Annotated in this window: 10 protein-coding genes and 1 pseudogene; 10 read left to right on the top strand and 1 reads right to left on the bottom strand. The window is 41.7% G+C overall.

Features of this window, described 5'->3' with window-relative positions:
* The first annotated feature begins 111 nt into the window (after window positions 1–111).
* From pyrR to pyrE, 10 genes and pseudogenes are all read left to right on the top strand, one after another.
* Window positions 112–654 carry a bifunctional pyr operon transcriptional regulator/uracil phosphoribosyltransferase PyrR gene (pyrR, locus tag ACIFOT_RS24150; protein ID WP_430068896.1) on the top strand — a complete coding sequence of 181 codons (543 nt, stop codon included), beginning with the start codon at window positions 112–114 and terminating at the stop codon, window positions 652–654.
* Between the two features lie 169 nt (window positions 655–823).
* Entirely contained in the window at window positions 824–2,134 is a 1,311-nt protein-coding gene (locus tag ACIFOT_RS24145) for a solute carrier family 23 protein (RefSeq protein ID WP_430068893.1), read from the top strand.
* A 149-nt stretch (window positions 2,135–2,283) separates the two neighbouring features.
* Window positions 2,284–3,228, top strand: coding sequence for an aspartate carbamoyltransferase catalytic subunit (locus ACIFOT_RS24140; RefSeq protein ID WP_430068890.1), 945 nt, complete (start codon window positions 2,284–2,286; stop codon window positions 3,226–3,228).
* The gene (locus ACIFOT_RS24135; RefSeq protein ID WP_430068888.1) at window positions 3,188–4,474 is read left to right on the top strand and encodes a dihydroorotase; all 1,287 of its coding nucleotides are present in this window, start codon (window positions 3,188–3,190) and stop codon (window positions 4,472–4,474) included. The genes ACIFOT_RS24140 and ACIFOT_RS24135 overlap by 41 nt, the downstream gene beginning before the upstream one ends.
* Complete coding sequence (locus ACIFOT_RS24130; RefSeq protein ID WP_430068885.1) at window positions 4,471–5,577, top strand: carbamoyl phosphate synthase small subunit; 1,107 nt, start codon at window positions 4,471–4,473, stop codon at window positions 5,575–5,577. Before ACIFOT_RS24135 ends, ACIFOT_RS24130 begins: the two co-directional genes overlap by 4 nt.
* Window positions 5,556–8,769: pseudogene (carB, locus tag ACIFOT_RS24125) on the top strand (carbamoyl-phosphate synthase large subunit). Before ACIFOT_RS24130 ends, carB begins: the two are co-directional and overlap by 22 nt.
* A complete protein-coding gene (locus ACIFOT_RS24120) occupies window positions 8,766–9,539 on the top strand; it encodes a dihydroorotate dehydrogenase electron transfer subunit (protein ID WP_430068881.1) in 774 nt (257 codons plus the stop codon). Before carB ends, ACIFOT_RS24120 begins: the two are co-directional and overlap by 4 nt.
* The gene (locus ACIFOT_RS24115; protein WP_430068878.1) at window positions 9,536–10,447 is read left to right on the top strand and encodes a dihydroorotate dehydrogenase; all 912 of its coding nucleotides are present in this window, start codon (window positions 9,536–9,538) and stop codon (window positions 10,445–10,447) included. The genes ACIFOT_RS24120 and ACIFOT_RS24115 overlap by 4 nt, the downstream gene beginning before the upstream one ends.
* A gap of 1 nt (window position 10,448) precedes the next feature.
* Entirely contained in the window at window positions 10,449–11,165 is a 717-nt protein-coding gene (gene pyrF / locus ACIFOT_RS24110) for an orotidine-5'-phosphate decarboxylase (RefSeq protein ID WP_430068875.1), read from the top strand.
* Window positions 11,162–11,794 (top strand): orotate phosphoribosyltransferase, encoded by a 633-nt coding sequence (gene pyrE, locus ACIFOT_RS24105; protein WP_430068872.1) that lies wholly within the window; start codon window positions 11,162–11,164, stop codon window positions 11,792–11,794. Before pyrF ends, pyrE begins: the two co-directional genes overlap by 4 nt.
* Before the next feature lie 158 nt (window positions 11,795–11,952).
* Here the strand turns inward: pyrE and ACIFOT_RS24100 are convergent, their stop codons facing one another.
* Window positions 11,953–13,665 carry an Rqc2 family fibronectin-binding protein gene (locus ACIFOT_RS24100; protein ID WP_430068869.1) on the bottom strand — a complete coding sequence of 571 codons (1,713 nt, stop codon included), beginning with the start codon at window positions 13,663–13,665 and terminating at the stop codon, window positions 11,953–11,955.
* Window positions 13,666–13,796: the final 131 nt, after the last annotated feature.

Genomic DNA, 13,796 nt, shown 5'->3' with positions numbered 1-13,796 from the left:
AAGGAACGGATAACTACTAAGGGGAAATCTATACCCTTATTAGTTGAAATGACTCGTTTACCTCTCGCCAAATCGGTGAGAGGTTTTTATTTTATAAAAAGCAGGTGTCTTATGAACCAAAAAGCTCTTGTTCTAGATGAGCAGGCAATTGGCCGTGCATTAACAAGGATTGCCCATCAAATTATTGAAAAAAATAAAGGTATTGAAGAGTGTATTCTTGTCGGTATCCGTACAAGAGGCATCTATATAGCCCAGCGGCTTGCTTCAAGAATCGAGGAAATCGAGGGAAGCCCAATACCTGTTGGGGAAATTGATATCACTTTATATCGAGACGATTTATCGAAGAAAACGGAAAATCAAGAGCCGCTTGTTAAAGGATCGGATATTCCAGTTAGCATAAGTGATAAAAAAGTCATTCTAGTTGATGATGTTTTATATACAGGACGTACGGTCCGCTCAGGACTTGATGCCTTAATGGACATAGGGCGGCCAGCAACCATCCAGCTTGCCGTATTAGTGGATCGGGGCCATCGAGAACTACCGATTCGCGCCGATTATGTTGGAAAAAACATCCCAACATCAAGTGATGAAAAAATTGTAGTCGAGCTTGTAGAAGTGGACCAGATTGATCAAGTCAGCATATATGACAAATAAATAGCTTGCCCTTTTAAATGCAGTCCTGTGAGGCTGACAAAGGGGAAAAGGCCGGGATTATTTTACGGCTTTTCCATACCCTCTTTGTCCTGCCATGGACTTAGAGGGTTTTTTTATGAAAATGCGCAAAAAATATTAATAACTTATATAGACAATTGGGGGAAATCAAATGAATAACAAACCTATCCTAGACGTAAAAGATACTCCAAAACCCGCCCAGTGGCTTACCTTAAGCTTGCAGCATTTGTTCGCGATGTTTGGTGCAACAATTCTTGTACCATATCTGGTTGGATTAAGCCCAGCCATTGCGTTAATATCAAGCGGTCTTGGAACACTGGCATTTCTCCTAATTACAAAATTTCAAGTTCCCGCATATCTCGGATCTTCGTTTGCCTTTATCGCTCCAGTAATAGCTGCAAAAGCTGCAGGGGGCCCTGGCGCAGCGATGGTTGGAACTTTTACAGCAGGCCTTGTTTATGGGATTGTAGCGCTTGTCATTAGCAAAGCAGGACATCGCTGGATTATGAATCTGCTCCCGCCAATTGTAGTAGGTCCCGTTATTATGGTAATTGGTTTAGCCCTATCAAGTACTGCCGTAGGTATGGCAATGAATAATCCGGCTGGAAAATACAGCATGCTTCATTTCTCGGTAGCGCTAGTTACCTTAGCAGCAACGATTATCTTCTCCATCTACGCAAAAAAAATCTTAAGTATCATTCCTATCTTAGGTGGAATTGTAGTTGGTTATCTCTACGCATTAATGGTCGGGATTGTTGATTTCAGTCCAGTATTGAAAGCAAATTGGTTTGAAATGCCGGAATTCATTATTCCATTTGTAAGCTACAAAGTGAAATTCACATGGGATTTAGCCGCATTAATGATTCCAGTTGCAGTTGTTACTCTATCGGAGCATATTGGCCACCAGCTAGTATTAAGCAAAGTTGTAGGCCGTGACTACATTAAAGAACCTGGTTTACATCGTTCGATTCTAGGTGATGGAACCGCAACAATGATCTCAGCTCTAATTGGCGGCCCGCCAAAAACAACCTATGGTGAAAATATCGGCGTCTTGGCCATCACGCGGGTTTACAGTGTGTATGTCATCGCTGGCGCCGCTGTACTTGCCATCATCTTCGGATTTATTGGGAAAGTAACAGCTTTAATCCAAACTATACCAACACCGGTCATGGGTGGAGTTTCAATCCTATTGTTTGGAATCATAGCTTCATCAGGCTTGAGAATGTTAGTAGACAGCAAAATTGATTTTGGGGATAAACGCAATCTTGTCATTTCATCCGTCATTTTGGTTATGGGCATTGGAGGAGCCATTGTAAAACTTCCATTCAATATCCAAATTCAGGGTATGGCTTTAGCCGCCATCATTGGAGTGTTGTTAAATCTAATCCTACCAGGAAGACAAGAAGCCGATGAAAATATGTTTGAAGTTGAACAAACGAATGATACCAAGAAAATTGCATAATAAATAAACCTTTTAAAAGAAGTCCAGAGAGGCTTATAAGGGTGTTATCACTTGAATCGCATTTAGCGCGGATAAAGTGTGGAATTAATGCACCCTGATCATTTAGTCAGGGTGTTTTTTTGCAAAAATAGGAAAAGGTGGGGAACGAGTTGCTAAATCATTTACTTACCACGAACGAATTAAAAGTGGAAGAGATTTATCAAATCTTAAACGATGCACAGCGGTTTGCTGATGGCATGGAATGGCGCCCGGACGGACAATTATTTTCAGCCAACTTATTTTTTGAAAATAGCACAAGAACGAAATGCAGCTTCGAGTTGGCTGAAAGAAAATTAGGATTAAGTGTCATCCCATTTGAAGTGCAAACCTCAAGTGTTCAAAAGGGAGAAACCTTATACGATACAGTAAAAACGCTTGAATCTATCGGAGTGAATACCATTGTCATTCGACATGGCCAGGATCGTTATTTTGACGAACTTGTTGGAAAAGTGAATGTACCGATTATCAATGGCGGAGATGGCTGCGGCCACCACCCAACACAATCCCTTTTGGATCTGCTAACCATCTATCAAGAATATGGACGTTTTACAGGATTAAAAATAGCCATCATCGGTGACATTCGGCATAGCAGGGTGGCACGTTCAAATGCTGACACCTTAACAAGGCTGGGAGCAGAAGTTGTATTCTCGGGTCCAGAAGAATGGTTTGATAATCATAGCCTTCATGCAACAAGATTTATTCCGATTGATCAGGCAATTCAGGAGGCTGATGTTGTGATGCTCCTACGTGTCCAGCATGAACGTCACCAGAAAAAGGGAAGCTATACTTCCTCTGAATATCATCAAAAATATGGCCTTACACTTGAGCGGGAAAAGAAAATGAAACCAGAAAGCATTATTATGCATCCCGCACCGGTAAACAGAAACGTAGAGATTGCTGACAGTCTGATAGAATGTGAACGTTCAAGAATTTTTAAGCAGATGGAAAACGGTGTTTATGTCAGAATGGCGGTTTTAAAAAGATCAATCGAAAGCATAAAGGGAGGCTATACAAATGAAAATACTTATTCAGAACGCCAATTACACAGCATCTAATGGCGAAAATAAACAATCTGATATTTTAATAGAAAATGGGATTATTACGAAAATCGAGGAAAAGATTGAAGAATCCGTAAATCGTAAAGTGGATGCAGCAGGTCTCTTTGTATCACCTGGATTTATCGACCTGCATGTTCATCTTCGTGAGCCAGGCGGCGAGAAAAAGGAAACCATCGCAACCGGAACGCTTGCCGCAGCAAAAGGCGGTTTCACTACGGTAGCAGCCATGCCAAATACTCGACCTGTCCCTGACAATGTAGAAATTATGGCGGACGTGCAAAGGCGAATTCAAGAAACGGCAAAGGTTAGAGTTTTACCATATGCCTCAATCACAACTAGATTGCTAGGACAGGAACTAACGGACTTCGAGGGGCTAAAAAACGCTGGTGCTTTTGCCTTTACCGATGACGGCGTAGGGGTCCAAACGGCCAGTATGATGCTTGAAGCCATGCAAAAAGCTGCAGATTTAAATATGGCGATTGTTGCCCACTGTGAAGAAAATTCACTTATCAACAAAGGCTGTGTACACGAAGGCAGCTTTTCGAAAAGAAATGGATTAAACGGCATTCCTTCCATTTGTGAGTCTGTACAAATTGCAAGAGACGTACTGCTCGCTGAGGCAGCAGGCTGTCATTACCATGTCTGCCATGTCAGTACGAAAGAATCAGTACGCGTAATTAGAGATGCAAAACGAGCAGGTATTAAGGTAACGGCGGAAGTGACGCCGCACCACTTATTACTAACTCAGGATGATATTCCAGGGCTTGATGCCAATTATAAAATGAACCCTCCATTAAGGGATGCAGAAGACAAGTTGGCCTTACTTGAAGGGCTTCTAGATGGAACACTTGATTTTATTGCAACCGATCATGCACCACATACACAGGAAGAAAAAAGTGAAGGCATGGAATTAGCACCTTTTGGAATTGTGGGCTTAGAAACAGCCTTCCCACTCCTCTATACAAACTTGGTGCTAAAAAATATCATCTCACTTGAGCAGCTTATTGGTTATATGACGCAAAAGCCTGCAGAAACCTTTGCACTTCCATTTGGGAAAATTGAGGTAGGGGCGACGGCAGATATCATTTTATTAAACTTAAATGAAGAACGTGAAATAAATCCTGATGAGTTTTTATCCAAAGGGAAAAACACTCCATTTGGCGGCTGGAAATGTAAAGGCTGGCCAGAGTTAACGATCGCAGCTGGAAATATAGTTTGGGAAAAAGGATGTGTAACAGCATGAAAGCACAGCTAATTTTAGAAGATGGAACGATTTTTATCGGAGAAGGTTTTGGAAGCCATATGGACACCTTTGGTGAAGTGGTTTTTAACACAGGTATGACTGGTTATCAAGAAATTCTTTCCGATCCATCCTACTGTGGACAAATTGTCATGTTAACCTATCCTTTAATCGGAAATTACGGGATTAACCGCGATGATTTTGAATCGATTAATCCAGCAGTTAAAGGATTCATTGTCAAAGAAGCCGCAGATTTCCCTTCAAACTGGAGAAGTGAATTTACCATCGACGAATACTTTAAAATGAAAAAAATCCCTGGCATTGCCGGAATCGATACACGTAAATTAGCGAGGATTATCCGAAAGACAGGTACATTAAAAGGAGCTATTTGCAGCATTGAAAATGATGCGGATGAAGTGTTGAGGAAATTAAGACAAACGCGGCTCCCTATTGACCAAGTAAGAAGAGTTTCCACTAAAAATGCTTATCCGAGCCCAGGAAGAGGCAAGAGAATTGTCCTCGTTGATTTTGGGATGAAACACGGTATTTTAAGGGAGTTAAATAAACGCGGCTGTGATGTTGTCGTCGTCCCTTACCATACAACCGCTGAAGAAATTCTCCAGCTGCGTCCTGATGGAATCATGCTTTCAAATGGACCTGGAGATCCGAAAGATGTTCCAGAAGGCATTCATATGATTAAAGAAGTGCTTGGGAAAGTACCGCTTTTCGGCATCTGCCTTGGCCATCAACTATTTGCACTTGCCTGCGGTGCCGATACCGTCAAAATGAAGTTCGGCCACCGTGGTTCCAATCATCCAGTAAAAGAACTTTCAACTGGGAAAGTGTCGATAACCTCCCAAAACCACGGGTATACGGTTGATAGTAAATCACTTAAAAATACTAGGCTTGCGGTAACTCATATTGCATTAAATGATGATACGATTGAAGGCTTGAAGCATATAGATTATCCAGCATTCACAGTTCAATATCACCCAGAGGCATCCCCTGGGCCAGAGGATGCAAACGGCTTATTTGAACAGTTTCTAAACATGATTGAATCGGAAAAACAGGAGGGAACAGCAGCATGCCAAAACGTACAGATATAAACTCCATTTTAGTAATCGGATCAGGACCAATCGTCATTGGGCAGGCAGCAGAGTTCGACTATGCGGGTGCACAAGCTTGTATAGCTTTGAAAGAAGAAGGCTACCGTGTTATTCTGATCAATTCAAATCCAGCAACCATTATGACGGACACAGAAATGGCCGACGCCGTTTACATCGAGCCTTTGACACTGGAGTTTGTCAGCAAAATCATCCGAAAAGAACGACCTGATGCCTTATTAGCCACTCTTGGCGGGCAAACAGGGCTTAACTTAGCTGTGGAATTAGCGAATTCCGGCGTTTTGGCAGAGTGTGGAGTTGAAATTCTTGGAACAAAGCTTTCAGCAATCAAACAAGCTGAGGACCGGGAATTATTCCGCAATTTAATGAATGAATTAGGGGAGCCTGTACCTGACAGTGAAATCATTCATGAATTAGAGGAAGCAAAAACCTTCGTAGAAAAGGTTGGATTCCCAGTAATTGTCCGTCCAGCCTTTACTCTTGGCGGAACGGGCGGCGGTATATGCCACAATCAAGAAGAATTAGAAGAAATCGTGACGAGCGGTTTAAAGAATAGTCCTGTTCACCAATGTTTGCTGGAGAAAAGTATTGCCGGTTTCAAGGAAATTGAATATGAAGTCATGCGTGATGCTAATGATAGTGCAATTGTTGTGTGTAATATGGAAAACATTGATCCTGTTGGAGTTCATACTGGTGACTCCATTGTTGTAGCACCAAGTCAAACATTAAGCGACCGAGAGTACCAGCTGTTGAGAAATGTATCTTTAAAAATTATTCGTGCATTAAAAATTGAAGGCGGCTGTAATGTACAGCTTGCCCTTGACCCATATAGCTTTAATTATTACATTATCGAAGTGAATCCGCGCGTAAGCCGTTCATCTGCACTTGCATCAAAGGCAACAGGGTATCCGATTGCGAAGCTTGCAGCAAAGATTGCCGTTGGACTTACACTTGATGAAATGAAAAACCCTGTTACCGGAAAAACTTACGCAAGCTTTGAACCAGCCCTTGATTATATTGTGACAAAAATACCGAGATGGCCATTTGATAAATTTGAATCCGGAAATCGCTCACTCGGCACCCAAATGAAAGCAACGGGCGAGGTTATGGCGATTGGCCGTAATTTTGAAGAGTCATTATTAAAAGCAATCCGCTCACTTGAGGCAGGTGTCTATAACTTTGAGTTGAATGGTGCCAATGAATTCGCCGATGAGCTTGTCGAGAAGCGAATTCGTAAAGCTGGAGATGAGAGACTCTTCTACATTGCCGAAAGTTTAAGAAGAGGAACCTCGATTGAGACGATTCACGAATGGAGTAAAATAGATTTATTTTTCCTTAAAAAGCTAGAAGGAATAATTAAACTAGAAGAAACTTTATTAGAAAATCCCTTAAACGCTGAAATTTTATTGGAAGCAAAGCAAAAGGGATTTACAGATCAAAAGATTGCAGAGCTATGGGGAATGACGGAGACAGAACTTTACACCTATCGAAAAAACAATCAAATTATTCCAGTTTATAAAATGGTTGATACGTGCGCAGCTGAATTTGAATCAGAAACGCCATATTACTATGGAACATATGAGGAAGAAAATGAGTCCATCGTTACCGACAGACAAAGTGTGGTTGTCCTAGGTTCTGGTCCAATCCGCATCGGTCAGGGGATTGAGTTTGATTATGCAACTGTTCACTCTGTCAAAGCGATTAAAGAAGCTGGATATGAAGCGATTATTATCAACAATAACCCAGAAACCGTTTCAACGGATTTCAGTATCTCTGATAAGCTTTATTTTGAACCGCTGACCATCGAGGATGTTATGGCTATCATTGACCTGGAAAAGCCAATCGGAGTGGTCGTGCAATTTGGCGGGCAGACTGCGATTAATCTAGCTGGAAAGCTAGCTGAATATGGCGTAAAAATTTTAGGAACCAGCCTTGAGGATTTAGATCGCGCAGAGGATAGAGATAAATTTGAATATGCCCTGCAGCAATTAAATATTCCTCAGCCGCTTGGTAAAACGGCTTTATCTGTTGAGGAAGCCCGTTTGATTGCAGAGGAAATCGGCTATCCAGTTCTGATTCGTCCTTCCTATGTGTTAGGCGGCCGGGCAATGGAAATTGTCTACGAAGAAAATGAACTGCTCCGTTATATGGAAAACGCCGTGAAAATCAATCCTGAACATCCAGTCTTAATCGATCGATACCTAACAGGTAAAGAAATTGAAGTTGATGCGATTTGTGATGGCAAGAATGTGTTAATTCCAGGAATTATGGAACATATTGAGCGCGCTGGAGTTCACTCAGGGGATTCCATTGCAGTTTATCCGCCGCAAACCTTATCAGCAGAAATTAAACAAAAGTTAGTAGAATACACGGAGAAATTAGCGATTGGCTTAAATATTGTCGGACTATTAAACATTCAATATGTCATATCTGAGAATCAAGTATATGTTCTTGAAGTAAATCCGCGTTCAAGCCGAACCGTTCCATTTTTAAGTAAAATAACCAATGTTCCTATGGCCAAAATTGCGACAAAAGCTATTTTGGGAGTGTCTATACTGGACCAAGGATACAGGGCAGGCATAATTCCTGAAAAGGATGGCGTGTTTGTTAAAGTTCCAGTGTTCTCCTTTGCCAAACTGAAAAGTGTAGATATCAGCCTTGGACCTGAAATGAAATCGACTGGTGAAGTAATGGGTAAGGATATCACCCTTGAAAAAGCGTTATACAAAGGCTTAGTTGCATCAGGAATGAACATTCACAAGTTTGGAACCGTGTTATTCACGGTTGCTGATAAGGATAAAGCTGAAAGCTTAAAGCTTAAAGCTTGCGAAAAGGTTTGCCGCCATCGGCTACCGATTAATGGCGACGAGCGGAACAGCATCTGTCTTAGAAGCTGCAGGCCTTCCTGTAAAAGTTGTCGGTAAAATCGGCTCAGAGGGTGCTACCTTATTAGATGTCATCCATGGAGGCGAAGCTCAGTTTATCATCAATACCTTAACAAAAGGCAAACAGCCGGAAAGTGATGGATTCCGAATTCGCCGTGAAGCCGTTGAAAATGGGGTGCCATGTTTAACTTCCCTGGATACGGCAGATGCAATTCTCAAAGTGATTGAATCGATGAACTTTTCTGCTGAAGCGATGAAAGCTCCGGAAAAGGAGGCGGTTTTTGTATGATACGCAAAGAATTGTGCAAAATAGTCGCGCAACACGAAATTGCTGAAGATATATTCGAGCTTACTGTAAAAGCAAGCTTCACCCATGACATACAAGCACCAGGACAATTCGTTCATCTTCGGATCTCAAATTCCTGGGACCCCCTTTTAAGAAGGCCGATTAGCATTTCTTCTTATGATAAATCGAACGAAGAATTTACGATGATTTACCGGAAAGAGGGGCAGGGAACTTCCCTGCTTGCAAAAATGGAAGCAGGCATGGAAGTAGATATTCTTGGTCCATTAGGAAATGGGTTTCCTGTTGAGGAAGTGAGAACCGGTGATACGGCTCTCCTCGTCGGCGGGGGAATCGGTGTACCGCCGCTCTATGAACTATCCAATCAATTGACGGCTAAAGGTGTCAAGGTCATCCATGTGCTAGGCTTTCAAACAAAGTCTGCTGTTTTTTACGAAAAAGAATTCATGAAAAATGGCGAAACCTATGTTACGACAGTCGACGGATCTTATGGAAAAAAAGGTTTTGTTACAGATGTTATGAAGGACTTAAGTTTTGATTGTATTTATACATGCGGCCCCACTCCGATGCTAAAGGCAATCGAACAAACATATCAGGACAAAAAAGTATTTTTATCTTTAGAGGAACGGATGGGCTGCGGTGTGGGTGCATGCTTTGCTTGTGTGTGTAGAAGTGCAGATGATCCATCCGGAGTTTCTTATAAAAAAGTATGCAGTGATGGGCCTGTTTTCCGTGCTGGGGAGGTGCTGATATGAGCCGTTTAACAGTTTCTTTACCGGGCTTAAATTTAAAGAATCCAATCATGCCAGCTTCCGGTTGTTTCGGATTTGGCAGAGAGTATAGCAAATTTTATGATTTGAGTGAGCTTGGGGCGATTATGATTAAGGCAACAACCGTAGAGCCTAGGTTTGGCAATCCTACACCTCGTGTAGCGGAAACACGTGCTGGAATGTTAAATGCCATCGGCCTGCAAAATCCTGGCTTACACAAAGTCATGTCCGAGGAACTTCCATGGCTTTCCCAATATGATGTACCGATTATCGCGAATGTTGCTGGATCTTTAGAAGAAGATTATGTACAAGTTGCACAAGAAATATCTAAAGCTCCAAACGTTCATGCACTTGAACTTAACATCTCTTGTCCAAACGTTAAAACCGGCGGTATCGCCTTTGGAACGGTCCCAGAGGTAGCAAAGCAACTTACCAGAAAGGTTAAAGAAGTTTCTGAAGTTCCTGTTTATGTGAAACTATCGCCGAATGTAACCAATATCGTTGAAATGGCAAAGGCTGTTGAAGAGGGCGGTGCCGATGGTTTGACGATGATAAACACGCTCGTTGGCATGCGCCTTGATTTAAAAACAGGGAAACCTATTTTGGCCAACCGTACGGGCGGATTATCCGGCCCGGCGATTAAACCGGTTGCCATACGGATGATTTATGAAGTTAGTCAAGCAGTAAATATTCCGATCATTGGAATGGGCGGCATTCAGTCGGCAGAAGATGTAATTGAATTCTTTTATGCAGGGGCTAGTGCAGTAGCCGTGGGAACAGCTAATTTTGTAGATCCTTTTGTTTGTCCGACGATTATTGAAGAATTGCCGATTTTATTAGAAAAATTAGGTTTTGAACATATCAGCGAATGCACAGGAAGGAGCTGGAAGTAGCATGAACAACTCGCTTATCATCGCGCTTGATTTTGCTGACGGAGCAGAAGTAGGTCGTTTTTTACAGCCATTTTCAGGTGAGCAGCTTTTTGTAAAAGTTGGTATGGAGCTATTTTACCAGGAAGGTCCTTCCATCATTCATATGTTAAAAGAGCAGGGACATCAGATTTTTCTTGATTTGAAGCTTCACGATATCCCAAACACGGTGAAGAGTGCCATGAAGGGGCTTGCGAAACTGGAATGTGATCTTGTTAATGTTCATGCGGCTGGTGGTAAAGAAATGATGGAGGCTGCTCTTGAAGGATTAGACGCTGGAACTGCTGCCGGCCGGAACCGTCCTAAATGTATCGCTGTTACGCAGCTTACAAGTACATCTGAAGAGCAAATGAACAAGGAACAGCTGATTCCTGTTACCTTAAATGAGTCCGTTCTTCACTATGCTTCGTTAACAAAAACTGCTGGTTTAGATGGTGTTGTGTGCTCAGCCTGGGAGGCTCACGCAATTCGAGAACAATTAGGATCTGACTTTTTAACTGTAACGCCTGGAATTCGAATGGAGGCAGATAATATAGGGGATCAAAAACGGGTTGCTACCCCTGCATTTGCGAGGATTACAGGTGTCAGTTCGATAGTAGTCGGCCGTTCGATAACAAGGTCCGCTGACCCGTTGAAAAGCTATATTGATTGGATGAAAGCATGGAGAGGAGAACATCAATGAAACACTTAATTGCTGAAAAATTATTAGAAGTACGCGCGGTTGCGTTAAGACCACAAGATCCGTTTACGTGGACCTCTGGTCTTCGTTCTCCGATTTATTGTGATAATCGCTTAACATTATCTTTTCCTGCAGTTCGGCGGGAAATTGCCAGCGGCTTACAAAAGCTTATTGTTGAACACTTTGGTACGGTGGATGTAATTGCCGGGACTGCCACGGCTGGTATTCCTCATGCAGCCTGGGTGAGCGAGTTAATGGATTTGCCTATGTGCTATGTCCGCTCAAAAGCAAAAGGGCACGGGAAAGGAAATCAGATCGAAGGTAAAGTAGAGCAAGGCCAAAGGGTAGTGGTGGTCGAAGATTTAATTTCAACTGGCGGAAGTGTGATCACAGCTGTTCAGGCATTAAGAGAGGCTGGCTGTGAAGTACTTGGTGTCGTATCCATCTTTACATATGGGCTGGATAAAGGAAAAGCGGCTTTTGAGCAGGAAGGAATTTCGAGTTTTTCATTAACTGATTTTGCTGCGTTAGTGGAGTCGGCTATTGAAAAAGGATATATTGGTCAAAATGATCAAGAGAGTCTGCTTTCTTGGAGCAAGGATCCTGGTGAATGGAGCAAGAAGTGGGAATAAAATTGAGTAGTTTCCAATTTTTTCTATGAATTGTAGATAAATTAATAAAATTTGTAGATAACATCCAATAATTTGTAGATAACGTCCTAAATTTTGTAGATAACATCCTAAAATTTGTAGAATACCTAAAAAAAAGCCCCGGAACCCCCGGGGCTTGACTAATTTTTCTTCAAATTAAGCACGAGTTCCTCATCCGGAGTAACATAAACAGTCTGCTGATTATCATAAATCACAAACCCAGGCTTGGAACCACTCGGTTTTTTAACGTGTCGAACCTTTGTAAAGTCAACAGGAACCGAGCTGGAATTCCGCGCCTTGCTATAGTAAGCAGCTAAATTGGCGGCTTCAAGAACGGTTTCTTCCGATGGCTCCTTACTTCGTATGACCACGTGTGAACCAGGAATATCCTTCGTATGGAGCCAAATCTCATCTCTCGCTGCAAGTTTATTGGTTAAATAATCATTCTGTTTATTGTTTTTTCCGACAATAATATCGGTCCCATCAGTGGATAAAAAGTGGTCTAGGACCGGTTTGGCGTTTTGAATCTTTTTCCCATTCCTTTTTTGACGTTCGCGGATATAGGCGCCCTCGACAAGTTCCTCACGAATTTCTTGAATATCCTTCGGTGACGCAGACACTACCTGTTGCAATAAATTATCAAAATATTCCACTTCAAGCTGAGCCTTTTCAATTTGCTCCATCACAACGGCAACAGAATTTTTAGCTTTTTGGTATTTAGAAAAATATTTTTGCGCATTTTCTGATGGAGTTTTACGCGGATCAAGAGGTATGGTAATCGTTCCACCCAATTCATCGTAATAATTGAGAACCTCTATTTCCTTCATACCTTTCTTTGCGGCATAAAGGTTAGCCGTTAACAGCTCACCATAACGCTGAAATTGCTCTGCCTTTTCCGCTTCCTTTAAGGTATTCTCCAACTTTTCGATTTTCTTTTCATTTTTTTCTTTTTCATTCAAAATGAACCGTTCAATATCATTTCCTTGCTGCTTAACCCGGTCTCGTTCAGCCTTGCCAAAATAATAACGGTCCAGCATTTCACTGAGGTTCTCAAAGCTTTTTACTTCTCCTTTTAAATGCTCAAGCGGAAATAAATAAAAAGCTTCCTTGCCACCTGCTGACATGATAGAAGGAGATAGCTCGCTATGCTTGATTTTCGTAACCAAACCAACAAAAGTCTGAGGAACGGTCGTTCGGTTCGCGAGCCCGCTTTGAAAAATGACTTCCTTTGCAAACAGCGGAGAAGTGCCGGCAAAATGCTCGACCAACTGACGATCCAGTTTCCCGCTATTAAAATCAATTCTCTTTAAAACATCTTCTTCAGAAATAAAAAAAGGATTAGATTTATTTTGTTCAGGCGGGAAAATATATGGCTGGCCCGGCATAATCGCTCTATGACTGTTAACAGCAAAACTAATATGCTTGATGCTATCAAGAATAACATTGCGCGTTTTATCAACTAATACGATATTGCTATGTCTGCCCATAATTTCAATAATGAGCTGCTTGTAGCTGATATCACCGATTTCATTTCTTCCTTTAATTTCAAAAATAATCATCCGGTCATTTTCAACTTGATATAAATCCTCCAATATATAGCCTTCAATATGCTTTCGCAGCAGCATACAGAACATTGGCGGTTCACTAGGATTTTCGTATGCTTCATTCGTTAACTGCACCCTTGCATAGCTGGGATGGGCAGATAATAACAACTTTTGATTTACCCCATTTGCCCTAATTGTTAAAATGACTTCATTTTTATAGGGCTGGTGAACTTTATTTATTCGACCGCCCTTTAAAGAACGGGAAAGTTCATCGACCATTGCTTTCGTAAATAGACCATCAAATGACATGGAAAACATCCTTTTCTTCAAACATATGTTTAATTATATCCTACTTCTATAAAAACTGTCTTATTTTCCCCTTGCAAGAATGTTAATAATAGCATTTTTTTGGACGACCCTGAATAAGATTTCTTTAGACA

It is taken from the genome of Neobacillus sp. NRS-1170, from assembly GCF_050468025.1.
The sequence above is the reverse complement of the archived record's forward strand: the minus strand, read 5'-3'. Positions and strand labels throughout refer to the sequence as shown.